The following is a 24,198-nucleotide window of genomic DNA, read 5'->3' on the forward strand; positions in this document are numbered from 1 at the left end:
ACGGGTTGATATTTCAATTTTGGCCAGCCATCACGGGCGGCGGCGTACCCGCACGCCGCCGCCGCCGGGACGGGCTGCCGAACGCAGGGCGGGGCGTTTGGCTTCTTTGGTCGGCGGCGTTGCCGGGTGGCCAACGTTCGGTGCCTTGGCTGCAGCCGTCTTGAGCGATGCGGCAGCCCACTGCTTGCGCAACTGTTGCAGTTCGGTCTGTTGCTGGGTCAGCAGGTCTTGCGCCAATTTCAGCTGCGCGTTGGCCACCCCCAGGCCTTGTTGCAATTCGGATGCCTGTTGTTGCGCCTGGGCCAGCGCGGCCTGATGGGCTTCACGTTGCTCTTCGAGCAGCTTTTCAAGGCGTTGGCGAGTGGCACGTTCTGTCTTGGCCTCCTGGCGGGCGCGGTCGATTTCGAGACCGGCACGGGTGGCTGCACTGTCGGCACGTTCTTCGGTTTTTCGGCGGTCGTCATTCAGGGTTTTCAGTTCAGCCTGGTGACGGTCTTCATCGGCGTGACGCCGTTCGCGCAGCAAGCGCAGGTCTTCTTGCAGGCCCAGCAGGTGCTGGTGCTGGCCTTGGGCCTCCAGTTCGGCCTGCTCCAACCTTTGCTGCAGGGTGCTGTTCTGTGCCCGCGCCTCGCCAAGCGCTTGCTCCTGGGCTTGCAGGCGGGCCTGCATCACGGCTTCGCGTTGGGCCAGGGCCTGGGCCTGCTCGCTGAGGTCGGCTTCGCGTTGCTTCAGGGCTTCGCGCTCGGCGTGCAGGGCGGTATCGGCCTGGGCAGAGGCTTCTGCCTGTGCCTTGGTCCACAGGGTTTCTGCAGCCTGCAACAGCCAGTCGGGCAGTTGGTCGCCCCAACCTTGGGACCCAGCCAATCCGCGCACCCGTTTGCCAAGACCGGCAAACCAGATCTCCAGCATGGGGGCAATGGTGTTAGGTGAACCATGGCCCAGGTGCAGGCGCACTTTTTCGATGGTGGGCCGCTGGCCCTGGGCCAGCAGTTCGTCGGCGGCGCCATCGACCTGGTGCTGTTGTACGCCACGAGAAGAACGGGTTTGCATGGGTCGGTTCCGATGTTAAAATAACCATCGATAAATGATGTTTATCGTGATTAAATACAAATATAAGTGTTTAATCATACTGCGTACGTGTGATTTGTAATAGATGGAATGCCCATGAACCTCATGCTTCGCCAAGTCTCGGGGGCCCTCAAGCCCAGTGAATTGAGCGCACACAGCCAGAAAGCCGTGGACGAACTGATCCACGAAGGCGATTCTGAAAACACCTTGCGCAGTTACCGGTCGGCGCTGCGGTACTGGGCCGCCTGGTTTCTGGTGCGGTATGGCCAGAAGATCGAACTGCCGGTGCCGCCCAGCGCGGTACTGCAATTCATCGTGGACCATGCCCAGCGCACCACGGCCGATGGTCTGGCCCACGAACTGCCTGAGAGCCTCGATGCCGATTTGGTGGCCGCTGGCTTCAAGGCCAGGCCAGGCCCGATGTCACTGAACTGGATCGTGCATCGGGCGGCGGTGCTGTCCAAAACCCATCAGCTGGCTGGGGCCAGCAACCCCTGTGAAGATCCGCAGGTGCGCCAGTTGCTGTCGCGCACCCGGCGGGCCTTTGCCAAGCGGGGCGAGTTGCCCAACAAAAAGGACGCGCTGACCAAAGACCCCTTGCAGGCCTTGCTGGACACCTGTGACGACTCGCTCAAAGGTTGCCGAGACCGCGCCCTGCTGCTGTTTGCCTGGGCCAGTGGCGGGCGTCGGCGTTCTGAGGTGGCGGGCGCCGACATGAAGTTTCTCAAGCGCGTGGGTGCGCAGGATTTTGTCTACAAACTGGCCCATTCCAAGTCGAACCAATCCGGTATCGACCGCCCCGAAAACTACAAGCCGATCCAGGGGGTGGCCGCCCAGGCGTTGGAGGCCTGGCTGGCCCAGGCCGGCATCCGCGAGGGACTGATCTTCCGGCGGGTGCTCAAGGGCGGGCACCTGGGCCCTGCCCTGTCGCCCGCCGCCGTGCGCGACATCGTGAAGGCACGTTGCCTGCTGGCGGGCATCGAAGGCGACTTTTCGGCCCATTCACTGCGCTCAGGCTTTGTGACCGAGGCCGGTGCCCAGGGCATCCCGCTGGCCCAGACCATGGCCATGACCAGCCACCGCAGCGTGGCCACCGTGATGGGCTATACCCGGCACGTGGGCGCTCAGGCCCAGGCGGCCGCGAACCTGATCCGTTCGCCAGACGTCCCGGATACCGATGCACCCGGTCGGTGAATGAGGCGAGCCGGTGCCGAACCCGTGAACCTTTGACTGGGTATTGTTGAATGGTGGCTCAGCGCGCCCCGGATGCCTGTGCAGGTTGCGGGTGCCCAATGAGAAATAGGCAGCCCCACGCGAACCGTTTTGACTGGATGGCGCCTCTTCACCAGGGAGGATGGTCCTCACATCAATCTTTACCGGAGTTCGTCATGGTGTATGTCAAGAATGTTCCCACCTGGGAGCGCGTTGTTCGAGTGGCCGTGGGGCTGGGGGCGGTGGTTTTCACCGTTCTGAACTGGGGTTCGCCTTTGGCCATGGGGGCCGGGGCCATGGGCGCCGTGCTGTCGCTCACCGGCCTGGTAGGCTTTTGCCCCATGTGCGCGATGGTGGGCAGAAAGCTTCACAAAGGGCACTGAACATGGGGTTCCCGGCCGATCAATCTCAGCTTATCCAGGCGGCCCAGACGGGCGACCCCGCTGCCTTGGCCCGCTTGTTGGCCGTGTGCCAGGCCGATGCCCGCCGATACGCCCGCCGGCACTGCCAGGCCAGCGATGTGGATGACGCGGTGCAGGCGTCTTTGCTCACGGTCATGCAAAAGGTGCAAGGCCTCAAGGTGGTCGCGGCCTTTTCTTCATGGTTGTTCGTGATGATCCGGCGTGAGTGCCGCCGGTTGGAGCGCCTGGTCTTCAGGTATGACAGCCTGGACGACGAGCTGACCGAGCGTCAACTGGCGGCACGCAGTGACGACGTGTTGCGGCTGGACCTCGCCAAGGCGCTTGAGTCACTGCCGGCGCATTACCTTGAAGTGGTGTTGCTGCGTGATTTTGAGGAGTTGACGATCGCCGAAATCGCAGCACGTCTGGGGGAGCCGACTGGCGCCGTCAAAAGCCGCCTGCATCGGGCCCGGGGGCTGGTGCGCGAATACCTGCTTGGCTCCTGAGTGCGGGCCTGCTGCCCGCGGGCCTTTCGGCCTGGTGTGTTGAAGGGCGCGGTCCGGGCCCAACGCCCGCTCAGTCCAGCGAGGAGCGCGTGTTGCGGATCACGTCGGCCATGACGCGCGACTCCTCGGCGATGAACTTGCTGAAGGCCGGACCCTGCAGGTTGAAGGGTTCATAGCCGAAGGCGGTGAACTTCTCCAGCATGTCGGGTTCGGCCAAGGCTTTTTGCAGGTCGGCACGCAGGCGGTCGACCCAGGGCCTGGGCAGGCCGGGCGGCGTGGCCAAGGTGGTCCAGCCCGTCACTTCGAGATCTTTGGGGCCGCCGGCCTCGGCCAGCGTGGGCACGTCGGGCAAGGCGCTCAGGCGCTTGCTGGCCACCACGGCCAGGTAGCGCAGCTTGCCGGCCCGGTACAGGGGGCCCGTGCTGCCACTGGAGCCGAGGGCGAAAGACAGGTCGCCGTTGGCCACGGAGGTGTAGAGCTGGGTGGTTTCCTTGAAGATCAGGTGCTGCATTTCCACCCCCAAGGCCGCGGCCAACCGGGCCGAGCCCAGGTGGACCGGATTGCCGACCGACCAGGATCCGTAGTTGAGCTGGCCGGGGCGGGCTTTGGCGTCGGCCAGCAGGTCCTTGATGTCTTTGTAGGGGCTGTTCTTGGCCACGGCCACGAGGAAATAGGCTTTGAACAAGGGTGCCAGCGGCTCGAAGTCGCGGGCTGGGTCGTAAGGCAGCTTTTTCATCAGGTGCGGGTAGACGCTCAGGTGCACGTTGTCGAGCTGGATCAGGTCGTGGCCATCGGTGGCGCCGCGCTTGAAGGCATCGATGGCGACAAAGCCGTTGCCACCGGGTTTGTTCTCGACCAGCACCCCCTTGCCCCAGGCGCGCGCGAGTTTGTCGGCCACCAGTCGAGCCACGCCTTCAGGGCCGCTGCCCACCGGGAACGGCGTGATGATGCGCACGGGCCGGTTCGGAAAATCCTGGGCCAGCGCAAAATGGCTGAGGCTGCCCAGTGTGCTGGCGCCGACGGCGGCGGCGATGAGTTGGCGGCGTTGCACGCCGGCTTGAAGTTGGGTCATGTGGTCTCCTGCTGCCAGGCGTGGGCTGGCATCGAAAAAAAGGGTGCAGAGCCTGGCCCTGCACCCGTCAAGCCTGATGCTGAGTCAGGTCCCCGGAGGAAGCTCGGGTGCGGGCTTCAGAAGCGGTGCAGCACGCCGAGTTGCAGGCCGTTGATGGTGCGGCCGTTGACATCGGTGCCGGCGAAGTTGGTGCCCAGAGCGGCCGAACCCGCCGGCCGGAAGCCCGCCGCGCTGCTGTTGCGCAGGGTTTCGTACAAGGCCGACAAGGTGGTGCGCTTGGACAGCGAGTAGTACGCACCCACGGCGCCGCCACTGGCGTTGTGTCCGGCACCGGATTGGTCGTTGATGCGGCCCCACAACGCCCCCACACGCAGTGCATCGGTCACGCGGTAGTCGGCCGAGAGCTGAAAGATGTCGTAGGTGCGGTTGACCGAGGTTGAGGTCCAGGTCACCACGCCGCCCGTGTTGCTCAGCACGCTGCCGGCATCGTTGCCGTTGGCGTTCGACGCGATGTTGTTCGAGCGCACATACGCCGCATACACCTTACCCTTGCCATAGTCGTAGTTGGCATACAGATAGTGATAGAACACCGCCGCATCGATGACCGATTTCTGCGGCGCCTTGGCGCTCAGGCCGGCGTAGCCCACACGCACCGGGCCGTTGAGGTAATCGGCGGCCAGTTGCACGATGGGGGTGCTGACCTGGGTGCCCGATGCGCTGGCCTGTTGCTGGGCGAAATGCGCCTCGACCTGCACGCCGGCCCAGCGCGGCGAGATGTAGGCCACATCGTTGTCAAAGCGGGCAGGCACGCCGAAGTTGTTGATCACCGAGCCCAGGGTGCGGGCGGTGAAGTCGGTGTAGTCGCCACGGGTGAAGGGCGCCGAGTTTTGCCGACCGATGCGCAACTCGCCAAGCCCTTCCTGTGACAAGCCGACCCAGCTCTGGCGGTCGAAGGCGCGGCTGGCATCAGCCGTGGCGCCGGTGTTGGTGCTCAGGCCCAGCTCCAGCTGGAACCGGGCCTGCAGACCGGCACCCAGGTCTTCGTTGCCCCGGAAACCCAGTCGGCTGCGCAGGTCCTTGCCGTCTTGCAGGGCATTGACGTGCGCACCGCTGGAACTGCTCATGTGGTTGAAGTACTGGTCGATGCTGCCGTAGATGCTGACGCTGCTGCTTTGCGCCTGTGCGCCCGCGGCGGCCAGTGCCAGCGTGCCCATCGCGAGGCCGCGGGTGACCTGCCGAAGGGAGGCCTGCTCGCCTGCAGGCCGGGATGGAGGGGCGTTGGTTTTATTCAAGTCTGTCTCCTGTTGAACCTTGTCGAATCCGGAAAAGCGGGTTGCCCACTTCTCTGGGGCCGGAGTTTGCGCAAGGTCAAGCAGACTGCAAAGATGCCGCCACGGGCATCGTGATCACGTGAGGTTATAGCGGGGGTCGGATAAGGGGGTGTCGCCTCGATTCACGTGGTGGGCTGCCCGGTGCAGGTGGGCGATGAAGTGGCGCAGCACGGGCGACGGCACCGAATCGCTGCGCAGGATGGCACCGACCTGGAGCTCGTAGCCCACCTCGGCCAGTTCGATGATGGACACGAACTGGGCCACGATGGGCAGGCGGGCAATCTGGATCGGCATCAGGGCCACGTAGTCGCCCGAGGCCACCAGCGACAGCAGCGCCAGGGTCGAGTTGACGATGGCACCGATCTTCGGCGCGGTCAGGCCGTGGTGCTCAAAGAACAGTTTGGCGTAGCCCGATTCGCTGTTGGAGCCGGTGTACACCCAGCGGGCCGTTTGCAGGTCGGCCAGTTCCTTGGCCTTGAGCCAGGGGCTGCCCTTGCGCACCGTGGCCACCATGGTGGTCTTGATCAGGGGTTCGACAAAGAACTCGCCCGTGGCCAGGTCATCGGGAATGCCACCGATGGTGATGTCGACCTCGCCCGAGCGCAGCTTGTGCAATTGGGCGACATACAGCTCTTCAGCCACGCGCAGGCGGATGTCGGGGAACTCCTGCACGAAGGTGCGCAGGGTTTCGGGAACCAGGAGCATCACCGCCAAAGGCACGGCACCCACGCGCAGCTCGCCGATCAGGCGCCCGTCCATCTGGTTGATTTCGTCGACCGCCGAGCGCAATTCACGTTGCGCCTTCACCGCGCGTTCGTACAAGACCTTGCCTTGGGCAGTCGGTGTGACCCCCCGCGAACTGCGGGTCAGCAGTGTGGTCGCGAGTTCGATCTCCAACTCGCGGATCATTTTGGTGAGCGCCGGCTGCGACACGCCAGCACGCCGGGCTGCGCTGCGCAGGCTGCCCTCTTCGATGGCTGCCACCAGGGCATTGAGCGTGACCAGTTTCATGCGATGTCTCCTGGGATGGGGTGTTGCGCTTTGATGCACATCACTTTATCAATCACCCCAGGTTATCGCCGACTGTGTTTTGTGATCACTTTCGGGCCTAAGTGCCTGTTCAGGATCGCGCACGACCCGTGGGAGATCGGAGACCGGCGCTGAAGCCCGGGCCGAATCAGGGCAAGGCAGCGGTGACCACCATCTCGATGCGCCAACCGGGGCCAGCCAATGCGGCCTGCACGGTGGCGCGCGGCGGGGCGTTGCCGGCAGGCACCCAGGCGTCCCAGACAGCGTTCATGCCGGCAAAGTCGTTCAGATCGGGCAAGAAGATCTGGGCCATCAGGATGCGGCTCTTGTCGGTGCCGGCGCGCTCCAGCAGGGCGTCCACCGCAGCCAGCACCTGGGCGGTCTGGCCCTGGATGTCGAGGCTGGCGTCTTCGGGTATCTGGCCGGCCAGGTACACGGTGCCATTGTGGATGGCCATATCGGACAGGCGAGCGCCGACGTCAAAACGTTGAATCATGAAAAACAATCCTTGCGATGCGGGTGTGTTGTGGGGGTGCGCCCCCAGGCGGCTCGGTCCCGTGCTGCACTGCGAGCCTGCCTGGCAGGACTGCCAAGCATACGGCGTGGTGACGGCGGGTTAGCGCAAAACGCAAGCGCTGCCGGTATCGGCGCGCGAAAAAGGCGCGAGACTTTGTGTCTTGCGCTGCCCGATGAGGCCATGGCGGTGGCCATCAACTGGCTTGGGTGACGGGGCCGCTGGCCTGCATCACACAGCGCGCAGCCGCCAGGTCCCACCCGGCCCAGCCGCAACTCTTGAAGAAGACCGGGCCACCCTGCTGCACTGCCCTGCCCGCCCAGGCTGGTCGATTCAGGATCAGATCGGCCAGCGTGGGCAGTTGAGTGACGTCGATGCCCGCCTGCAGCAGGTCGCCGGCTTCATGGTCGGCATCGCGGGTGTCGACCACCATGGTGCCAATGGCCGCCAGGTTCCGGCAGACATCGGCCCGCCATTCAACCATCTGGGGGGTGAACGCCCCGACCGCCGCTACGAAGGCATCCTGGCGCGGCATGGCGCTCAGCGCCACTTGCTGGGCCGGTGTGCAGCTGACCACCAAGGGGCAGTGGGCCAGGGCGGCATCTGCGTCCGGTGCGTGGTGGGCCCGCAGTCCCAGGGCTTGGGCGTGCACGATCAAGGCGTGTGCGCTGGCTTTGCTGCGCGAATTGACCCACACCTCGCGCACGCCCAGGCCGCTGTGAAAGGCTTCCAGATGGGCCCGCCCCTGAACCCCGGCACCCACGATCAGCAAGGGGCCCTGCAGGTTCGGAGCCAATTTCTGTGCGGCCAGCAGCGACACGGCCGCGGTGCGGCGGGCCGTGACGGTGGGCCCATCAAGCAAGGCCATGCGACGGCCATTGACACTGTCGAACACCACGATGTCCCCCTGGATGGCAGGCAGCCCACGTGCCGAGTTGTCGGCCACAAAGGTGATGAGCTTGGTGATGGCCAGTCGGGCATCGCAGGCCGGCATCACGAAAAGCGAGCCCCCTGAGGGCAGGGGCTGCACAATGCGGGCAGGAACCTGCACCGTGGGGTCCCGCAGCACGGCCTCGATGGCCAAGGCCAGGGTGGGATAAGGCAGGGCCTGGGCGGTCGCGTCGGGGTTGAGCAGGAGGGCAGGCATGGCGCGTGGCGTGCTGTGGCGTGAAGGCCGTTGTTTTATCAAAAAAGCCAATTGGGTTCGGAGGCGGATCTCGAATCGCTGAAAGTGCCCGTGCTGGATACAACAAGAAACATAAATACTGGCTATGTGTCCTCTTTGTATCAAAACGTGAGGCATTATTTCGCCGATAAGCGGTGCTCAATCGATTTGACAGCCCGTGGGCTGCTTGCATCCCCGAGGTGCTGGACTGGAGCGCCTGGGGTATCAACAATGCCACAAGGAGTGTCATGTCCGTGTTCGATCATGATGTGCTGAAGGGCTCTGAATGCTGGCCTGATCTGGCGGATCCAGAGCCTTCGCTGCCGGCCGGGCTGGACCTGGTGCAAGGGGTTCAGGGCTTGGCCGGCTTGGGTTTGCTGGGCAGCCTGGCAGCCTGCGGCGGCGGCGGTGAAAGCGCCGACGCCACACTGGGATCGCGTGAGGGCGTGGCGCCCCTGGCCACGCAGGTTCTACCGACAATGGCCGAAGCCGCCCGGTTTCTGACCCAGGCCACTCCAGGCTATACCGCGGCAGACTTGTCGGCGGTGGCCAGCACCGGCTACAGCGCGTGGTTGAACAAACAGTTTGCGCTACCGCGCAGCCAAAGCCACTGCGATTGGCTGAACGCACGTGGCTACAACGCCGCAAGCAATATCTTCAGTACGGCTGGGCTGGACAATACGATCTGGCGCAAGCTGATCAGTTCGGGGGATCCCTTGCGGCAGCGAATGGTGCTGGCCTTGTCCGAGATCTGTGTGGTGTCGGTGCTGGGGGTGAATGCCTCGTGGCGTCAGTACGCGGTGGGCCACTATCTGGACTTGCTGGAGGCCAATGCCTTTGGCAACTACCGCAAGTTGTTGCAGGACATTTCGCTGAGCCCCGCCATGGCTTACTACCTGACCTTTCGCGGCAGCGCCAAGGCCAACCCCAAGACTGGCAGCGAGCCCGACGAGAACTATGCCCGCGAGTTGATGCAACTGTTCACCATCGGCTTGGTGCAGCTCAATGCCGACGGTACGGTGAAAACACGCGCCAACGGAACGGCCCTCGAGACCTACACCCAGGCCGATGTCAGCGGTCTGGCCCGGGTGTTCACGGGTTGGAACGTGGATGTGGCGGGCCTGAGCAGCCCCTACCCCGCCGAATTTCAGCAGCGGCCCCTGGTGTCGGTGGCCTCGCAGTACGAGACTGGCAGCAAGACCTTTCTGGGCAAGACCATTGCCGCGGGCACGCCTGCGATGGAGGCCCTGAATCAGGCGCTGGACACCTTGTTCCAGCACCCGAACCTGCCACCCTTCATCAGCCGACAACTGATCCAGCGCTTCGTCACCAGCAACCCCAGCCCGGCCTATGTGGCCCGCGTCAGCGCGGTGTTTGCCAACAACGGGGCCGGGGTGCGCGGCGACCTGCAGGCCGTGCTCAAGGCCATCTTGCTGGACACCGAGGCGCGCAGTGCCACCACGGCGGCCCTGCCTACCTATGGCAAGTTGCGGGAGCCTGTGATGCGTTTTCTGGCCTGGGCCCGGGCCTATCGGGCCAGTTCGGCCACGGATACCTGGGCGGTGGGGGATTTGTCCGATCCGGCCACCCGCCTGGGCCAGAGCCCGATGCGCTCGGGGTCGGTGTTCAATTTCTTTCGGCCCGGCTACGTGCCCCCTGGCACGGCACTGGCCAGTCAGGGTTTGGTGGGGCCTGAGTTTCAGATCGCCAACGAATCGTCTGTGGCGGGTTACGTCAACTACATGCAACGCATGGTGACTGGCAGCGGGGCGGGGGATCTGACCCCCGATTACAGCAGCCTGCTGCCACTGGCTGCCGATGCGGCCGCCCTGTTGGCCGAAATCAACCGGGTGCTGGCCGGCGGACAGCTGTCGGCGCAGACACTGAATCTGATCCAGGCGGCGGTCACCACCCTGCCCTCCAGCAACCAGCCGAACGCCCTCCGGCGTATCCAGGCCGCCCTGACCTTGGTCTTGGCGTCCCCCGAATTCATTGTGCAGAAATAAGGCAGGATGGCCATGAACCACTTCCCTCAGCTGGCGCCGGACAATGCATCCCGCCGGGCCTTTCTGCAGCGTGGCGCCGCCTTGTCCGTGGCAGCAGGTGCCACACCATTTGCCATGAGCCTGGCCGCGATGGGCGAGGCCGCTGCCGCCACGGCCACCGATTACAAGGCACTGGTCTGCGTGTTTCTGTATGGCGGCAACGACTATGCCAACACGCTGGTCACCTACGACCCGACCAGCTACAACGCCATGCTGCAGTATCGGGCACCTCTGGCCATTGCCCGGGACAGTCTGACCCCCTTGGTGTTGAACCCGACCACTCCCTTGCCTGGTGGGCGCGAATATGCGCTGGCACCTGGCCTGGATCCACTGGTGCCCCTGTTCCACGCCGGGAAGATGTCGGTGCTGCTCAATGTGGGCAGCCTGATCCAGCCCACCAGCAAAGCCCAATATCAGGCGGGCTCGGTGCCTTTGCCGCCCAAGCTGTTTTCGCACAACGATCAGCAGTCTTTCTGGCAGTCGTCGTCACCCGAAGGGGCGGCCTCGGGTTGGGGTGGGCGCTTGGGCGACCTGTTTGCTTCGGGCAATGGCAATGCCACGTTCACCTGCATCGGCGTGGGGGGCAATGCGGTCTACCTGTCCGGCCACAGTGCGGTGCAGTACCAGGTGTCCAGCAGTGGTTCGGTGGCCGTGAACGGCGTGCAGTCGCCCTTGTTTGGGTCGGCCACCTGCTCACGCACGCTGCAGCAACTCATGACGGCGAACCGGGTTCACCTGTTTGAAAACGAATACGCCCGTGTGGCATCGCGCTCGATTGCGGCCAACAGCCAACTGAGCTCTGCTTTGGCGGGCGTCACCTTGAGCACCCCCTTTCCCACGGGCAACAGCCTGGCCGATCAGCTCAAGCTGGTGGCGCGCATGGTGGCGGCGCGCTCCAGCCTGGGCGCCAGGCGGCAGGTCTTTTTTGTCTCTCTTGGCGGCTTTGACACCCACGATGGCCTGGTCACCCAGCACCCGGGCTTGATGAAGACCCTGGGCGACGCGCTCGGAGCGTTCCACCAGGCGACGGTGGAGCTGGGCGTTTCCCGGCAGGTGACGGCTTTCACGGCTTCAGATTTCGGCCGAACCCTGGTGGGCAACAACGATGGCAGCGACCATGGCTGGGGCAGCATGCATTGGGTGGTGGGCGATGCCGTGAACGGGCGCTCATTTGTGGGTACCCCGCCGGTGGTGGCCAATGGCGGGCCGGACGATGTTGGCCAGGGGCGTCTGCTGCCCGGCTTGTCGGTCGATCAATACGGCGCGACGCTGGCCACCTGGTTCGGTGTGTCGGCCACGGACCTGGCCAGCGTGATGCCGAATCTCTCGAACTTCAGCACACCCAATCTCGGGTTCATGGGCGCTTGAACCCGCTTTGGCCGAACCTGCTCAAAGCCATTGGCCGGAGCCCGGTGCCGGCATGGGCACGGGCGCCTGCCACGACCAGTCGCCGCCGGCCAGCACCATGCTCAGCAAAAAGCTCAGCACGCCGATGAACATGCTGGCAAAGAACGCCGTCCAGAAGCCTGAGAGCTGAAAACCCTTCACCAGCGCAGAGACCAGCATCAGCATCAAGGCGTTGAGCACCAGCACAAAGATGCCCAGAGTGAGCACCGTGAGCGGCAGGGTGAGCACGAACAGCATTGGCCGCACCACGGCATTGGCAAAGCCCAGCAGCAGCGCAGCCACGACCAGCGAACCGGTGTCGGCAAAGCGCAGGCCTTTGAACACATGGCTGGCCACCCAGAGCGAGAGCGAAGTGATGGCCCATTGGATGAAGAAACTGGGCAGCGAGTCGAGCATGGCAAGGTTCCGGGTCAGGACGAGTGACCATCATACGCAGGCCCGACCCTGCCACCGCCGACTTCAGCCTGCGCGTTGCTTCAGCGAACGCTGATCTGGGCGCGCACCTCGCCCCCCTTGTTGGCCGCAGTGTGAACGTTGGCATACCACTTGCCTGCCAGCAGGTCGGCGGCTTGCGCTGGGGTCAGGGTGGCGCTGCCTTCGATGGGGCTGGTGCTGCCGCTGAAGGGGATGACCACGCCTGCATTGCTGCCGGGGGCGGCCGGTCCATGGAAGTGAGCCGCTGTGGCGGGTCCACTGAGACCCGTGAAGCTGACCTTCCAGCTCAGCACCTGGGTGGTTTTGTCAAAGCGGGCCTCTACGGTGCCGGAGCCTGCGGTGTTGACCGGGGGCACCTCGCTGGCGCCGCTGAGGTTGCCCACCAATACCACGGTGTTGCTGTTGCCCATGGAGAGTGCGCTGCACCCTCCGAGGGCCAGGGTCAGTCCGACGGTCAAGGCGGCGCTTTTCAGCAGATGGCGAGTACGCATGGTGGGTCTCCTGTGGGGTAGGGCCGTTGGATCCACCAGAAGTGGGTGGGTCTGCAACAGCCCGTTGCAATCTAGCACGACTGCCCCTTGCCATGTGGCATGGGGTTTGCCGCCTTGTTGCCTCAGCGGTCCAGTGCCGGACGCTTGGGGTTGAATTGCCAGCCCGGGATCAGGTACTGCATGGCCACGGCGTCATCGCGTGAGCCCAGGCCGTGCTGCAGATACAGCTGATGGGCCTTCTCGACCTCGGCCATGTCCAGCTCGACGCCCAGGCCCGGCTTTTGTGGGACCTGCACCTTGCCGTCCACGATCTGCAAGGGGTCGCGGGTAAGGCGTTGGCCGTCCTGCCAGATCCAATGGGTGTCGATGGCGGTGACCTTGCCGGGGGCGGCGGCACCCACGTGGGTGAACATGGCCAGCGACACATCGAAGTGGTTGTTGGAGTGTGAACCCCAGGTCAAGCCCCAGTCGCGGCAGGTCTGGGCCACCCGCACGCTGCCCGCCATGGTCCAGAAGTGGGGGTCGGCCAGCGGGATGTCGACTGATTGAAGGGCCAGGGCGTGGCTCAGTTGGCGCCAATCGGTGGCGATCATGTTGGTGGCGGTCGGCAGGCCAGTGGCGCGGCGGAACTCGGCCATCACCTCGCGGCCCGAGAAACCTTCCTCAGCACCGCAGGGGTCTTCGGCGTAGGCCACGACCCCCCGCATGTCGCGCATGAGGCGGATCGCATCTTTCAGCAGCCAGCCCCCGTTCGGGTCCAGGGTGACCCGTGCTTCGGGGAAGCGTTCGTGCAGGGCGCGCACGGCCTCCACCTCTTCATCGGCCCGCAGCACGCCACCCTTGAGCTTGAAGTCATTGAAGCCGTAGCGCTCGCGTGCGGCCTCAGCCAGTCGAACGATGGCTTCAGGGTTCAGGGCTTTTTCGTGACGCAGGCGCGACCAGGCATCGGGTGCGCCTGGCTCGCTCTGGTAGGGCAGATCGGTCTGGCGGCGGTCACCCACATAGAACAGATAGCCCAGCATCTCGACTTCCTGGCGTTGTTGGCCTTCACCCAGCAGGGCCGCCACCGGCACACCCAGGTGTTGGCCCAGCAGGTCCAGCAACGCCGATTCGATGGCGGTGACGGCATGGATGGTGGTGCGCAGGTCGAAGGTCTGCAGGCCGCGGCCCCCGCTGTCTCGGTCGGCGAAGCGCTGCTGGACCTCCTGCAGCACGCGTTGCTGTGAGCCCAACGCCTGGCCCACGACCAGTTCGCGGGCGTCTTCCAGGGTTTGGCGGATTTTTTCGCCCCCAGGTACCTCGCCCACGCCGGTGCGGCCGGCGCTGTCGGTCAAGATCAGCAGGTTGCGGGTGAAGAATGGGCCGTGCGCGCCGCTCAGATTCAACAGCATGCTGTCGCGCCCTGCCACGGGGATGACGCGGAGTTCGGTGATGGTGGGGGTGGAGTGAAGGGTCATGTCGGAGCCTGTGCAAAAGGCAAAAAGGGCATCAATTTGCCTGATAAAGGTTTTGATAGAGCGTTGGTAGCGCTACCATTTGAATGAATGATAACGCTACCATTTGCGCTTGACAAGGGGCAGACAGGTGAAGGCGTTGCCCTCAGGTGCTGCCTCGTTCAATGATGTTGAAGCCAATGTCGACCACCGTGTGGGCGACATCGCGGCCTTCGGCCCGCTCGATGATGAAGCGGGCGGCCTGACGCCCCATGGCGGCACCGTCGATCTGTACGGTGCTGAGCGCGGGCTCGACATCGGCCGCGAAATCCAGGTCGCCAAAGCCCATCACAGCCAGTTGCGCTGGCACGGCCCGGCTTTGGGCCTGGGCTTCGGTCAGGACGCCCAGGGCCAGCAGATCGGAACTGCAGAACACGGCATCCACGGACGGCTGATCCTGAAGCAGTTGGCGCAAGGCCAGTCGACCGCTTTTGAGGGTGGTGGGCGCGGCCACCGTCACCACCGCAACGGAGGGTTGGCCACAGGCCCTGGCGGTTTGAACAAAGGCTTCTTGGCGCCGTTGTGAACGGGGGTCATCGCCTGCCACCATGGCCCAACGCCGGAAGCCCTTGGCATGAAAGAACCCGGCCACCGACCGCCCTACCCCCTCGTGCGAGAAGCCCACCAACATGTCGATGGGGTGGTCGCTCAGGTCCCAGGTCTCCACCACCGGGATGCCGGCGGCCTGCAGGCGCTGCCGCGCCTGGGGCGAGTGCAGCGTGCCGGTCAGCACCATGCCGTCCGGGCGGCGTCCAATCAGGGCTTCGAGCATCCGGTCTTCGCCTGTGCTGGGATCGGCATAGCCGGTTTGCCCGAGCATCAGTTGGTAACCCTGTTCGGCCAATGCCAGGGTCAGTGACTGGATGGTTTGCAGAAACACGGGCCCGGCCATGGTGGGCACCAGTGCGGCCACCAGGCGACTGCGGGTGGAGGCGAGGCCGCCAGCGAGGCGATTGGGCACATAGCCCAGGGCCTGAACCGCTTCACTGACCCGCACGCGCACGTCGGGCGACACTTTGTCGGGCGAATTGAGGGCGCGCGATGCAGTGATGGGCGCCACGCCGGCCCGCAGGGCCACCTCGTGCAAGGTGACGGCGCCACTGCCACGGCGGGGGCGCTTGGAGGGGCTGGGGGCGAAGCTCATCGCCCGGATTCTAGTCAGCCCTGATGGACAGGAGGGCCTTGGACGCCGAGCGCCTGGCCACTCGCTCAGAACGAGGTCCAGTCGTCCTCACTGCCGGCTTTGGGGGCCGCACTGGCGGTGGCCGAGGGCAAAGCGGCGCGCGGGCTGGCGGGGGCTGGTGATTTGCTGGCGCCGATGCTGGGGCGCGGTGCACTGCGCAACGCCGCAGAAGCTGGCGCGGCAGCGGCGCGGGGTGCCTGGGCCATTGGACGGGCGGCTGGGGCATGGCCCTGGCCCAGATTGAACACGGCCACCACCTCGGTCAGGCGCTGGGCCTGATCGCGCAATGAGGCCGCTGCGGCTGCACTTTCTTCCACCAGAGCGGCGTTTTGCTGGGTCATCTGGTCGAGTTGGCCGACGGCCGCGTTCACTTGCGAGATGCCCGAGCGCTGCTCGTCGGACGACGCCGTGATTTCGCCGATCAGATCAGTGACACGGCGCACGCTGCTGACGATCTCGGCCATGGCAGAGCCGGCGTCGGCAACCTGCTGTGAGCCGGACTCGACGTTTTCGACCGAGGCGTTGATCAGCGTCTTGATTTCTTTGGCGGCTTCGGCGCTGCGGCCGGCGAGGCTGCGCACCTCACCTGCCACCACGGCAAAGCCGCGGCCTTGTTCCCCGGCGCGTGCGGCTTCCACCGCTGCATTCAAAGCCAGGATGTTGGTTTGGAAGGCAATGCCATCGATCACACCGATGATGTCGCTGATCTTGCGTGAGCTGTCGGTGATCTGCTGCATGCTGCTCACCACCTGGGCAACCACCTCGCCACCCCGGGAGGCCGCGTGGGCTGCCGTGCCAGCCAACTGGTTGGCCTGGCGGGCCGTGTCGGCCGACTGGTTCACGGTGCTGGTCAGCTGCTCCATGCTGGCTGCCGTTTGTTGCAGGTTGCTGGCGGTCTGCTCGGTGCGTGAAGACAGGTCCTGGTTGCCGTTTGGCAATCTCCACCGAGGCGACGGTCAGCGCGTCGACGCCGGTGCGTACCTCGCCCACCACCGAGCGCAACTGGGTGGACATGCCCGACATCGCATTGAGCAGCACGCCGAATTCGTCCTGGCGTTCGGTGCGGGTGTCGTGGGTGAGGTCGCCCTTGGCAATGCTCTGGGCCAGGTCCACGGCTTGAGCCAGCGGCTGCGCGATCGAGCGAACCAGTTGTGCGGCAATGACCAGCACACCGAAAGCAACGATCAGGCCGGTGACCGTGTTGGTGATGGCATTTTGACGGCGAGCGTCCTGGGCGTCCTGGACGGTGGCATCGCGGTTTTTCTCCAGCATCTGCACGAACTCACGTTGGTGTTGCAGATAGGCCGTGGTCAGGGGCACCAGTTCTTTTTCAGCGGCATCCCGGGCGCCTGCCAGGTCGCCTGCTTTCTTGAGTTCGTTGGCCTTGCCCAGGGCCGCCAGCACGGGCTTGCGCTCGTTGCTCAGGTTGTCGAGTGCCGTCTTCTCGTCGGATCGGGTGATGAGGTCCGCCATGGTCTTGAGCATCTTGGTGTTGCGTTCGACCAGGGTCTTGCCGTCATTGGTGAGACGTTGCGAGCTTTGCTCGTCCGTGGACAGCACGGCCGCCACCGTGATGGCCAGGGCGGCCGAGGTACCGTCGTTCCAGCGTGTGGCGGCTACCACCTTGACATCGGTGCTGACGACCTCTTCGAGGGCTGCGTTCAGGCTTGCATTGGATCGGTATTGTGACCAGCCTGACAGCACCATCATCAGCACGATGAGGACCGAGAACGTGACCCACAGACGCGTCTTGACACTGATGTTATTGATTTGCATGACTGTCTCCTTGGCCTGAGTGGCCCACTTTGGGATGATTGCAGGATGATATAGATGAAAAATATGATTTTACAATTTGTTTATATGTCACGGAGGCCTCGCCGGCGATGGTCTGGGTCAAATGTTGCTGAGATCGCACAAGAAACGGGTTTTCAGTATCGCCATCAACAGGCCGCAGGCGCATAGCGCAACACCTGATTCTTCCCGGCTGTCTTGGCTTGATAGAGTGCCGCATCGGCCTGCTGAATCAGGCTTTCGCAATCGTCGTCAAGCGGCGTCGCGGTACTGACACCCAGGCTGATGGTGCATCGGACATGGTGGGGTGACTCGGTGTGGCGGGCCGCAACCAACAGCTCGTGCGCCAGGGTCAACGCGGTATCGGCGACGGTGTTGCCCAGGACCAGGATGAATTCTTCGCCTCCCCAGCGCACGGCCAGGTCGCCTGGCCGGCGAGCACTGCGTGCGACCAGTCCGGCGATTTGTTTCAGGCATTCATCACCGGCGACGTGGCCATGTTGATCATTGACCTTTTTGAAATCATCGATATCCAGCAATATCAGACTGATGGGCGTTTGTTCGCGGCGGTTGCGTTGCCATTCCGAGGGCAGAAACTGCATCAAGTGCCGTCGATTGGCCAGGCCCGTGAGTGGGTCGAGCAACGACAATTTCTCAACTTGTTGTTCTGCCAGCTTGCGTTGGGTGATATTGCTGTGGATGATGACAAAGAGCTCGCCTGAGCACCCCGTCAAGCCAACCACATTCATCAAAAACCAGCGTTTTTCGTCGGCGCTGTGGCATGGGTACTCATGCGAAAAGCCGGGCTGATGGCCGTCAATGACAGCGACCAGTCCACGCTGGATCCGTTGGGCATCGGTTTCATGGCTCAAGGCGGCCTTGGCGCAGATGTCCAGGTAGTTGGCCTTAAGCCAGTCTTCCTGGGGAAGTCCATTTTTGGCGCCGAATCGAATCCAGGCCTCATTCACATAAACAATCTGCCCGTTTTTTTGAATGACGGCAATCTCTTGCTCGATTGAATCCAGGATGGCATAGGGAAAGCCTGAGCCCTTATCCCGACCTTCAAGTGGAAAACCTGAATCCATGAAAGGCGAATTATTGACGGACATCAAGAATAAATGGCTGAACTGAAGAGTGCGCGCGCAACTTGTTTGAGAATAATGCAAGATCAGCGCTTTGGCGATCGATATTGAGTGGACGAAGTCGCATGAACCACTGGCCTGCGTGATCAAAAAACCCTGCCTGCTTCTGTCAGCCCGTAAACTGTGCCCATGACCCCGCGATTCACACAAGCCATCACCCTTGCCGCCACGGCCCACGAAGGCCAGTTGCGCAAAGGCACTGCGATCCCGTACATCACTCACCCGGTGGCCGTGGCGGGCTTGGTGGCTCAGTACGGGGGGGATGAGGATCAGCAAATTGCTGCGTTGCTGCACGACGCGCTGGAGGATGGCGGGCAGCAATATGCGGCTCAGATCGGCGAGCGTTTTGGTCCGCGGGTGCTGGCCATGGTGCAGGCGTGTACCGACGGCGTACCCGATGCTCAGGGTCACAAGGCGCCTTGGACCGAGCGCAAACGCGCTTATCTGCTACACCTCAAGAACGCCAGCGACGATGCCTTGCTGGTGTCCGGTTGTGACAAGCTGAACAATGCCCGAGCCATCCTGGACGATTTGGTCACCATCGGTCCGTCGGTGTTTGACCGTTTCAATGCCAAGCTCGATGGCGCTGTCTGGTACTACGAGGCCTTGTCCCACCTGTTCACCGAGCGCAAGGCGCCGATGGCCAAGGCTTTGGCCGATACCTTGCTGAAGATCAAGCGGCTGGTGCCCGGCCCATGAGCCGGTCGCGGCGCGCGCCTCAGGCCCGTGCCCAGACCAGCAGCAGGTTGTTGGCGGGCAGGGCAATGCGTTCACGCAGGCGCAGGCCGGCCTCCTCCGCCGCCGAGGCCACATCTTTGAGTTGACGCAAGCCCCAGGCCGGGTTTCGACTGCGCAGGTCGCTATCAAAGGCCAGGTTGGCCGGGGCGGTGGGTGTGTTCTCTTCCAGGTAGGGGCCGTAGGTGATCAAAACCCCCTGCCCCGCAAGATGGCGCGCGGCCCCTTGCATCAATGCGGCGGTGCAGGCCCACGGGGCGATGTGGATCATGTTGGCGCAGAAAACGGCGTCCACGCTGTCGGGCAAGGTTTTTGGCCAGGGCTTGCTCAGCACATCCAGTTGCACGGGGGGGCGAACTCTGTCCAGGCCTTCGCACCAGGCTCGGATGGAGTCGAGGGACCGGGCCTCGAAATCGGTGGGTTGCCACTCCCAGCCTGGCAAGCCCGTGCTGAAGGCCGCGGCGTGTTGCCCGGTGCCGCTGGCGATTTCCAGCATCAGACCCTGGGCTGGCAATGAGGCCTGCAACTGGGTCAGGATGGGGGCGGCATTGCGATCCGCGGCGGGGCTGTGCAATCGAGCGTCTGGAGCAAGCATCGCTTTAGGGTGTGGGTGGGTGGAACGGGTTGCCTAGAATACCCGCAGGCCCGAATGTGGCCCGACGGAGTGAACAGATGGATGACCGTACTTTGCCCCCAGCGATGCGTCTTTCGATGGCCCGACGGAGACGGTTGATGACGACGGCGTTGGTTGGTGCATTGGGGTATGCGTTGGCTGAAGGGGCTTCGGCTGGCCCGCTGCTGGACCGGCTTCGTGAGCGGCGCATGGCCGCCGGCCAGGCCCAGGCGCCAAGTGCTGTTTCAAACCAAAGCCCCCGTCTGGCCAACGTGTCGTATGGACCCGATCCGGCTCAGGTGTATGACGTCTATTTGCCCAGTGGCGGAGCCCGTACCCCGGGGGCGCCGGTCATTTTCATGGTGCATGGCGGTGCCTGGGCGGTGGGCGACAAAGCCATGAGCCGTGTGGTTGACGCCAAGGTGGCGCGCTGGGGGGCTCGGGGCTTTGTGCTGGTGTCGGTCAATTATCGGATGCTGCCCGATGTGCCGCCCGATGGTCAGTTGCACGACGTGGCATTGGCGCTGGCGCATGCCCAGGCGCAGGCGGGTGATTGGGGCGGCGATCCAGGGCAGTTCGTGCTCATGGGGCACTCGGCAGGCGCCCACCTGGTGGCCTTGCTGGCGAGCGCGAGGCCCACCCGCCCCGGTCTGGGCGGGCCACCCGTGCTGGGGACGGTGGCTCTCGACAGTGCCGCCATGGATGTGGAGCGCGTCATGACACATCCTCACCTGCGGCTGTACGACCGGCCGTTCGGCGCGGACCCAGGCTATTGGCGGGCCATGTCGCCCGTGCATCAATTGCACCCAGGGGCCGCCCCGGTGTTGGCGGTCTGCTCGACGCGGCGTGAAGACGCCTGTGCGCAGGCCCAGGCGTTTGTGGCGCGAGCCTTGCAGTTGGGTGTTCGCGCCCAATGGCTGGGCCAAGACCTGAGCCATGGCGACATCAATGCCACATTGGGCCAGGACAACGAGTACACCCACGCGGTCGAAGCGTTCATGGCCACGCTGAGCCCCGGCATCGCTCAGCACCTGAGCCGCTGAGTTGCATCAGTGCTGGCCGCGGGGGGGCGATGGGTCAGAGTTCGGTCGAATCGCGATCTGCGTGCACTTCGTGCACCAGAAGCAACTGGCAGGTGCCGGGCATCTGATTCAGATACAGCCGCACGTCATAGGCGCCGGCAGCCCAGGCCGTGGAGGCCTGAGCTGTCTGTGCATCGCCATTGGCTGCACCGGCGTGGCCCAGGCGCTGGTTGATTCTGGCCACCAGGGTTTGATATTGGCTGGCCGCCTGGCAGCGGGCCGGATCCGCGCGCCAACGCTCTTCGATGTGCACCACGGCTTGGTTGCGCGCAAAGAACAAGGTCTCCAATCGGCCCTGGTCCAGGGTGACGCTGGGCAAGGCCCACCAGGCTTTCAGACCCCGGGGCCCGGTCTGTGGGTGGCGCAGGCGCTGGATCTCGGGGACTGCGGTGGGCAAGGCGGCTTCGCTCAGGCCGAGCCATTGCGCCATGGGGGCGATGGGCCATGCCCTGTCCTCGGCCTGGGCGGCGTGCCATGGCGCTGACGCGGCGCCAAGCAACAGCGTGAGTGTGGTCAGGACTTTGCCCAATGGAGTCCTGAATCGGTGGGGTGTTTGAGGCGAGGACACTTGCATCGGGATGGGAGTCTAGCGAATTGCGCCTTCGACCACATGAAGGCGCAGCGCATGATGCCCTCACGGTGTTGCCTGTTGGCCTGATGATTCCGTGCAAGCTCAGGCCACGCACCCTACGTGCTTGGGACGCCTTCCAGGCACCATGAGGTTGGTTGTCTTGGCCCACTCGACCCACTGCGCGCGTGACCGCGGAATTGTTCCAATTTTGAAGACAGTCAAAACCGCAGATCTGGGTTTATCGCGTGATTTCAAGCCAGTAAAGTGCCCCATCGTGCCCAAGCCAAGCGGGCCGGCCAACAAACGGAGGTATGGGTTTGGAAATTGGCATTTACACCTTTGGTGATCTGCCGGGCGGGCTCTCGGGATCTCAGGGGCAACTGGCTGCAAAACAACGACTTGACGAAGTGCTGGCCGCCGCCCGCCTGGCCGATGAGGCTGGGCTGCAGGTGTTCGGGGTGGGCGAGCACCACCGCAGCGACTACGCCATCTCGGCCCACGCGGTGGTGTTGGGTGCCGTGGCGAGTGTGACACGACAGATCCGGCTGACCAGCGCGGTCACCATCCTCAGTTCGGCTGACCCGGTGCGGGTGTTCGAGGAATTTGCCACGCTGGACTTGTTGTCGGGTGGGCGCGCGGAGTTGATGGCGGGGCGGGGGGCCTTTGTAGAGTCGTTTCCCCTGTTCGGTTGCGAGCTGAGCGACTACGACACCTTGTATGAAGAAAAACTGGCGTTGTTGTTGCAATTGCGGCGCCAGGCCCGGGTGAGTTGGCGCGGGCGGCATCGCCCGGCCCTGCACGATGCCGAAGTGGCGCCGCGCCCTCTGCAGCCTCTGCTGCCGGTGTGGGTGGCCGCGGGCGGGACTCCCGCCAGCGCTGTGCGGGCTGGCCAGGCGGGTCTGCCCTTGAACCTGGCCAACATCGGCGGGCAACCGGCGCAGTTCAAGCCCTTCATCGACCTGTACCGGGAGACCGGACTGCGGGCCGGTCATGCCCTGGGCGACTTGAAGGTGGCTGTGTCGGGGCACCTGCATGTGCAGCGTGATGCCCAGCAGGCCCGCGACGAGTTTTATGGGCATTACAGCCACTACATGCGGCACAACCTGCCCCAACGCGATCATGGCTGGCAGGTGTCACGCTCAGCCTATGAACAACTGGCCAGCCCGCATGGCTCCTTGTTTGTCGGCAGCCCGCAGCAGATCGTGGACAAGATCCTGTATGAGCATGAGTTGTTCGGGCACCAGCGCTTTCTGGCCCAGATCGACATTGGCGGCCTGCCTTTTGCCAAAGTGGCCCGGTCGATTGAACTGCTGGCCACCGAAGTCATGCCGGCCGTGCGCAAGGCCTTGGCTGGCAACGTCACCCCTTGATTTCTGGAGAACCTGATGTCTGATGAAAACCCTGTTTCCAACGCAAATGCTGCGACACGCATGCCCACGTGGTTCATTCCGCATGGTGGTGGCCCTTGCTTCTTCATGGACTGGAACCCACCCGATGCCTGGGACAAGATGGCAGCCTTCCTGAAGGGGCAGTCGGCCACGTTGCCAGCGGCGCCAAAGGCCATCCTGTTGGTGTCCGCCCATTGGCTGGAGCCGCAGTTCGGTGTGACTTCGGCGGCTCAGCCCGAGTTGATTTATGACTACTACGGCTTCCCTCCACACACTTACGAGTTGACATACCCGGCACCGGGCGACCCCGCCTTGGCCGACCGGGTGACCGAGTTGCTCGGCCAAGCGGGGGTGCCGGCTCAGGGCCACCCCGGCCGCGGCTTTGATCATGGCATGTTCATTCCGCTGATGCTGATGTTTCCGCAGGCCAGCATCCCGGTGGTGCAACTGTCACTGACCAGCGATCTGAATCCCGAGGCCCACCTGCGTGCCGGTCAGGCGCTGGCCCCGCTGCGGGATGAGGGTGTCTTGATTGTGGGCAGCGGCATGAGTTTTCACAACATGCGGGGCTATGGCGACCCGCGCTTTGGCCCGGTGTCGGACACGTTTGACGCCTGGTTGGGACAGGCCGTCGAGGCGGCACCCGCTCAGCGCCATCAGGCCCTGGCCGGTTGGGCCCAGGCCCCGGCGGCTCGCCTGTGCCATCCGCCACGGGCCGAGGAGCATTTGTTGCCCTTGATGGTGGTGGCTGGCGCGGCCGGGCAGGATCTGGGACGACGTGTGTTCTCCGATCGGGTGATGGAAACCACTTTGTCGGCGTTCAGCTTCGGCTGACGGCCGCCCTCCCCCTGGTCAGCAGGCTGCGCCGGTATCATCGCCGGATGCCCAAGACCGAGCAATCCGCCACTGCGCCAAACCTCACGCCACAGCCCGTCGACCTGGAGAAGACCACGCTGGTCTTGCGCCGCTTTCGGGTGGTCTTCAACGCGGTGCGCAGCCACTTTCAACAGGTCGAGAACCAGGCCGGTTTGGGTGGCGCCCAGATCTGGGCGTTGAGCGTGGTACGTGATCGCCCGGGCATCGGGGTATCAGGCCTGGCGGCTGCCATGGACATCCATCAATCCACCGCCAGCAATCTGGTTCGTGCGATGCTCAAGCGATCACTGATCCAGGCCGTGAAAGGCCTGACGGATCGGCGCAGCATCGAACTGTCCATTCTTCCGGCAGGCCTTGAAGTGCTGGGCCGGGTGTCAGGCCCTTTTGAAGGGGTGTTGCCCACGGCCTTGGCTCAATTGCCAGCCGAGACGGTGGACCGCCTTGAACAGGATCTGCGGGCCCTGATTGCGGTTCTGCATGCCGACGAGACGGCCGAACAGACGCCATTGGCCCATCTCTAATCTCTAGTTCGTGCAAACGCTGATTTCGTAGCGGCGAATTCAGAGGGTGCCGGTCTCAGGTCGTTTTGCTTGAGGATCAAGGCAACTTTACATCGTGTTGAGATGTAAATGTATTTGTGCAAATGTT

The 24,198-nt window shown here is 64.0% G+C and carries 24 protein-coding genes and 1 pseudogene; 10 read left to right on the forward strand and 15 right to left on the reverse strand.

The window, feature by feature from the left end; genetic code table 11:
* Positions 1-30: 30 nt before the first annotated feature.
* The gene (locus AC07VS_RS15770; protein WP_494751425.1) at positions 31-1,050 is read right to left on the reverse strand and encodes a DNA-binding protein; all 1,020 of its coding nucleotides are present in this window, start codon (positions 1,048-1,050) and stop codon (positions 31-33) included.
* A 108-nt stretch (positions 1,051-1,158) separates the two neighbouring features.
* On the opposite strand from AC07VS_RS15770, the gene AC07VS_RS15775 reads away from it, so the two are divergent.
* From AC07VS_RS15775 to AC07VS_RS15785, 3 genes are all read left to right on the forward strand, one after another.
* Positions 1,159-2,262 carry a site-specific integrase gene (locus AC07VS_RS15775; RefSeq protein WP_494657587.1) on the forward strand — a complete coding sequence of 368 codons (1,104 nt, stop codon included), beginning with the start codon at positions 1,159-1,161 and terminating at the stop codon, positions 2,260-2,262.
* A 194-nt stretch (positions 2,263-2,456) separates the two neighbouring features.
* On the forward strand, positions 2,457-2,663 hold the full coding sequence (locus AC07VS_RS15780; protein WP_492345703.1) for a YgaP family membrane protein: 207 nt from the start codon (positions 2,457-2,459) through the stop codon (positions 2,661-2,663).
* Between the two features lie 2 nt (positions 2,664-2,665).
* Positions 2,666-3,187 carry an RNA polymerase sigma factor gene (locus AC07VS_RS15785; RefSeq protein WP_492345704.1) on the forward strand — a complete coding sequence of 174 codons (522 nt, stop codon included), beginning with the start codon at positions 2,666-2,668 and terminating at the stop codon, positions 3,185-3,187.
* Between the two features lie 70 nt (positions 3,188-3,257).
* Here the strand turns inward: AC07VS_RS15785 and AC07VS_RS15790 are convergent, their stop codons facing one another.
* The 5 genes from AC07VS_RS15790 to AC07VS_RS15810 all read right to left on the reverse strand — a co-directional run bounded on the left by AC07VS_RS15790 (position 3,258) and on the right by AC07VS_RS15810 (position 8,280).
* Positions 3,258-4,259 carry a Bug family tripartite tricarboxylate transporter substrate binding protein gene (locus AC07VS_RS15790; protein WP_494751426.1) on the reverse strand — a complete coding sequence of 334 codons (1,002 nt, stop codon included), beginning with the start codon at positions 4,257-4,259 and terminating at the stop codon, positions 3,258-3,260.
* A gap of 116 nt (positions 4,260-4,375) precedes the next feature.
* Positions 4,376-5,551 carry a porin gene (locus tag AC07VS_RS15795; RefSeq protein WP_494751427.1) on the reverse strand — a complete coding sequence of 392 codons (1,176 nt, stop codon included), beginning with the start codon at positions 5,549-5,551 and terminating at the stop codon, positions 4,376-4,378.
* Between the two features lie 114 nt (positions 5,552-5,665).
* The gene (locus tag AC07VS_RS15800; RefSeq protein ID WP_492345707.1) at positions 5,666-6,601 is read right to left on the reverse strand and encodes a LysR family transcriptional regulator; all 936 of its coding nucleotides are present in this window, start codon (positions 6,599-6,601) and stop codon (positions 5,666-5,668) included.
* Between the two features lie 166 nt (positions 6,602-6,767).
* Positions 6,768-7,115, reverse strand: a complete 348-nt coding sequence (locus AC07VS_RS15805; protein ID WP_492345708.1) for a RidA family protein — start codon at positions 7,113-7,115, stop codon at positions 6,768-6,770.
* A gap of 214 nt (positions 7,116-7,329) precedes the next feature.
* Positions 7,330-8,280 carry a delta(1)-pyrroline-2-carboxylate reductase family protein gene (locus AC07VS_RS15810; RefSeq protein WP_494751428.1) on the reverse strand — a complete coding sequence of 317 codons (951 nt, stop codon included), beginning with the start codon at positions 8,278-8,280 and terminating at the stop codon, positions 7,330-7,332.
* A 266-nt stretch (positions 8,281-8,546) separates the two neighbouring features.
* Here AC07VS_RS15810 and AC07VS_RS15815 point away from each other — a divergent pair, with 266 nt between their 5' ends.
* Together AC07VS_RS15815 and AC07VS_RS15820 are read left to right on the forward strand one after the other, a co-directional pair.
* Positions 8,547-10,304, forward strand: a complete 1,758-nt coding sequence (locus AC07VS_RS15815) for a DUF1800 domain-containing protein (RefSeq protein ID WP_494751429.1) — start codon at positions 8,547-8,549, stop codon at positions 10,302-10,304.
* Positions 10,305-10,316: 12 nt separating this feature from the next.
* Entirely contained in the window at positions 10,317-11,711 is a 1,395-nt protein-coding gene (locus tag AC07VS_RS15820; protein ID WP_494657593.1) for a DUF1501 domain-containing protein, read from the forward strand.
* Between the two features lie 21 nt (positions 11,712-11,732).
* On the opposite strand, the gene AC07VS_RS15825 is transcribed toward AC07VS_RS15820, so the two are convergent.
* The 7 genes and pseudogenes from AC07VS_RS15825 to AC07VS_RS15855 all read right to left on the reverse strand — a co-directional run bounded on the left by AC07VS_RS15825 (position 11,733) and on the right by AC07VS_RS15855 (position 18,375).
* Positions 11,733-12,146, reverse strand: coding sequence for a phage holin family protein (locus AC07VS_RS15825; protein ID WP_492345712.1), 414 nt, complete (start codon positions 12,144-12,146; stop codon positions 11,733-11,735).
* Between the two features lie 80 nt (positions 12,147-12,226).
* Positions 12,227-12,676, reverse strand: coding sequence for a CHRD domain-containing protein (locus tag AC07VS_RS15830; protein WP_492345713.1), 450 nt, complete (start codon positions 12,674-12,676; stop codon positions 12,227-12,229).
* 122 nt (positions 12,677-12,798) lie between these two features.
* Positions 12,799-14,133: a glucarate dehydratase gene (gene gudD / locus AC07VS_RS15835; RefSeq protein WP_494657594.1), complete on the reverse strand. Its 1,335-nt coding sequence runs from the start codon at positions 14,131-14,133 to the stop codon at positions 12,799-12,801.
* Positions 14,134-14,275: 142 nt separating this feature from the next.
* Entirely contained in the window at positions 14,276-15,313 is a 1,038-nt protein-coding gene (locus AC07VS_RS15840; protein WP_494751430.1) for a LacI family DNA-binding transcriptional regulator, read from the reverse strand.
* Between the two features lie 65 nt (positions 15,314-15,378).
* A complete protein-coding gene (locus tag AC07VS_RS15845) occupies positions 15,379-16,215 on the reverse strand; it encodes a methyl-accepting chemotaxis protein (RefSeq protein WP_494751431.1) in 837 nt (278 codons plus the stop codon).
* Between the two features lie 193 nt (positions 16,216-16,408).
* Positions 16,409-17,128 (reverse strand): annotated as a pseudogene (locus tag AC07VS_RS15850) (MCP four helix bundle domain-containing protein); the annotation flags it as partial.
* Positions 17,129-17,292: 164 nt separating this feature from the next.
* Positions 17,293-18,375, reverse strand: coding sequence for a GGDEF domain-containing protein (locus AC07VS_RS15855; RefSeq protein WP_494751432.1), 1,083 nt, complete (start codon positions 18,373-18,375; stop codon positions 17,293-17,295).
* A gap of 39 nt (positions 18,376-18,414) precedes the next feature.
* On the opposite strand from AC07VS_RS15855, the gene AC07VS_RS15860 reads away from it, so the two are divergent.
* Positions 18,415-18,984 carry an HD domain-containing protein gene (locus AC07VS_RS15860; RefSeq protein WP_492345718.1) on the forward strand — a complete coding sequence of 190 codons (570 nt, stop codon included), beginning with the start codon at positions 18,415-18,417 and terminating at the stop codon, positions 18,982-18,984.
* Between the two features lie 19 nt (positions 18,985-19,003).
* On the opposite strand, the gene AC07VS_RS15865 is transcribed toward AC07VS_RS15860, so the two are convergent.
* Positions 19,004-19,615, reverse strand: coding sequence for a DUF938 domain-containing protein (locus tag AC07VS_RS15865; protein WP_494751433.1), 612 nt, complete (start codon positions 19,613-19,615; stop codon positions 19,004-19,006).
* 137 nt (positions 19,616-19,752) lie between these two features.
* Between AC07VS_RS15865 and AC07VS_RS15870 the strand changes: the two genes are divergently transcribed.
* The gene (locus AC07VS_RS15870) at positions 19,753-20,676 is read left to right on the forward strand and encodes an alpha/beta hydrolase (RefSeq protein WP_494657599.1); all 924 of its coding nucleotides are present in this window, start codon (positions 19,753-19,755) and stop codon (positions 20,674-20,676) included.
* 34 nt (positions 20,677-20,710) lie between these two features.
* Here AC07VS_RS15870 and AC07VS_RS15875 read toward each other — a convergent pair whose 3' ends face one another.
* Positions 20,711-21,145 (reverse strand): hypothetical protein, encoded by a 435-nt coding sequence (locus AC07VS_RS15875; protein WP_494751434.1) that lies wholly within the window; start codon positions 21,143-21,145, stop codon positions 20,711-20,713.
* Positions 21,146-21,597: 452 nt separating this feature from the next.
* Between AC07VS_RS15875 and AC07VS_RS15880 the strand changes: the two genes are divergently transcribed.
* The 3 genes from AC07VS_RS15880 to AC07VS_RS15890 are packed head-to-tail and all read left to right on the forward strand — an operon-like array spanning position 21,598 to position 24,071.
* Positions 21,598-22,656: an LLM class flavin-dependent oxidoreductase gene (locus AC07VS_RS15880; RefSeq protein ID WP_494657602.1), complete on the forward strand. Its 1,059-nt coding sequence runs from the start codon at positions 21,598-21,600 to the stop codon at positions 22,654-22,656.
* Positions 22,657-22,716: 60 nt separating this feature from the next.
* Positions 22,717-23,508: a DODA-type extradiol aromatic ring-opening family dioxygenase gene (locus AC07VS_RS15885; RefSeq protein ID WP_494751435.1), complete on the forward strand. Its 792-nt coding sequence runs from the start codon at positions 22,717-22,719 to the stop codon at positions 23,506-23,508.
* Positions 23,509-23,555: 47 nt separating this feature from the next.
* Positions 23,556-24,071 carry a MarR family winged helix-turn-helix transcriptional regulator gene (locus tag AC07VS_RS15890; RefSeq protein WP_492345724.1) on the forward strand — a complete coding sequence of 172 codons (516 nt, stop codon included), beginning with the start codon at positions 23,556-23,558 and terminating at the stop codon, positions 24,069-24,071.
* Positions 24,072-24,198: the final 127 nt, after the last annotated feature.

The organism is Curvibacter sp. GW821-FHT01G03 (assembly GCF_059422285.1).

What these genes read in the sequence shown, in the direction of transcription:
- AC07VS_RS15770 (WP_494751425.1), bottom strand. Translation starts at nt 1,050, where the DNA reads ATGCAAACCCGTTCTTCTCGTGGCGTACAACAGCACCAGGTCGATGGC.
- AC07VS_RS15775 (WP_494657587.1), top strand. Translation starts at nt 1,159, where the DNA reads ATGCCCATGAACCTCATGCTTCGCCAAGTCTCGGGGGCCCTCAAGCCC.
- AC07VS_RS15780 (WP_492345703.1), top strand. Translation starts at nt 2,457, where the DNA reads ATGGTGTATGTCAAGAATGTTCCCACCTGGGAGCGCGTTGTTCGAGTG.
- AC07VS_RS15785 (WP_492345704.1), top strand. Translation starts at nt 2,666, where the DNA reads ATGGGGTTCCCGGCCGATCAATCTCAGCTTATCCAGGCGGCCCAGACG.
- AC07VS_RS15790 (WP_494751426.1), bottom strand. Translation starts at nt 4,259, where the DNA reads ATGACCCAACTTCAAGCCGGCGTGCAACGCCGCCAACTCATCGCCGCC.
- AC07VS_RS15800 (WP_492345707.1), bottom strand. Translation starts at nt 6,601, where the DNA reads ATGAAACTGGTCACGCTCAATGCCCTGGTGGCAGCCATCGAAGAGGGC.
- AC07VS_RS15805 (WP_492345708.1), bottom strand. Translation starts at nt 7,115, where the DNA reads ATGATTCAACGTTTTGACGTCGGCGCTCGCCTGTCCGATATGGCCATC.
- AC07VS_RS15810 (WP_494751428.1), bottom strand. Translation starts at nt 8,280, where the DNA reads ATGCCTGCCCTCCTGCTCAACCCCGACGCGACCGCCCAGGCCCTGCCT.
- AC07VS_RS15815 (WP_494751429.1), top strand. Translation starts at nt 8,547, where the DNA reads ATGTCCGTGTTCGATCATGATGTGCTGAAGGGCTCTGAATGCTGGCCT.
- AC07VS_RS15820 (WP_494657593.1), top strand. Translation starts at nt 10,317, where the DNA reads ATGAACCACTTCCCTCAGCTGGCGCCGGACAATGCATCCCGCCGGGCC.
- AC07VS_RS15825 (WP_492345712.1), bottom strand. Translation starts at nt 12,146, where the DNA reads ATGCTCGACTCGCTGCCCAGTTTCTTCATCCAATGGGCCATCACTTCG.
- AC07VS_RS15830 (WP_492345713.1), bottom strand. Translation starts at nt 12,676, where the DNA reads ATGCGTACTCGCCATCTGCTGAAAAGCGCCGCCTTGACCGTCGGACTG.
- gudD (WP_494657594.1), bottom strand. Translation starts at nt 14,133, where the DNA reads ATGACCCTTCACTCCACCCCCACCATCACCGAACTCCGCGTCATCCCC.
- AC07VS_RS15840 (WP_494751430.1), bottom strand. Translation starts at nt 15,313, where the DNA reads ATGAGCTTCGCCCCCAGCCCCTCCAAGCGCCCCCGCCGTGGCAGTGGC.
- AC07VS_RS15845 (WP_494751431.1), bottom strand. Translation starts at nt 16,215, where the DNA reads ATGGAGCAGCTGACCAGCACCGTGAACCAGTCGGCCGACACGGCCCGC.
- AC07VS_RS15860 (WP_492345718.1), top strand. Translation starts at nt 18,415, where the DNA reads ATGACCCCGCGATTCACACAAGCCATCACCCTTGCCGCCACGGCCCAC.
- AC07VS_RS15865 (WP_494751433.1), bottom strand. Translation starts at nt 19,615, where the DNA reads ATGCTTGCTCCAGACGCTCGATTGCACAGCCCCGCCGCGGATCGCAAT.
- AC07VS_RS15870 (WP_494657599.1), top strand. Translation starts at nt 19,753, where the DNA reads ATGACGACGGCGTTGGTTGGTGCATTGGGGTATGCGTTGGCTGAAGGG.
- AC07VS_RS15875 (WP_494751434.1), bottom strand. Translation starts at nt 21,145, where the DNA reads ATGGCGCAATGGCTCGGCCTGAGCGAAGCCGCCTTGCCCACCGCAGTC.
- AC07VS_RS15880 (WP_494657602.1), top strand. Translation starts at nt 21,598, where the DNA reads ATGGGTTTGGAAATTGGCATTTACACCTTTGGTGATCTGCCGGGCGGG.
- AC07VS_RS15885 (WP_494751435.1), top strand. Translation starts at nt 22,717, where the DNA reads ATGCCCACGTGGTTCATTCCGCATGGTGGTGGCCCTTGCTTCTTCATG.
- AC07VS_RS15890 (WP_492345724.1), top strand. Translation starts at nt 23,556, where the DNA reads ATGCCCAAGACCGAGCAATCCGCCACTGCGCCAAACCTCACGCCACAG.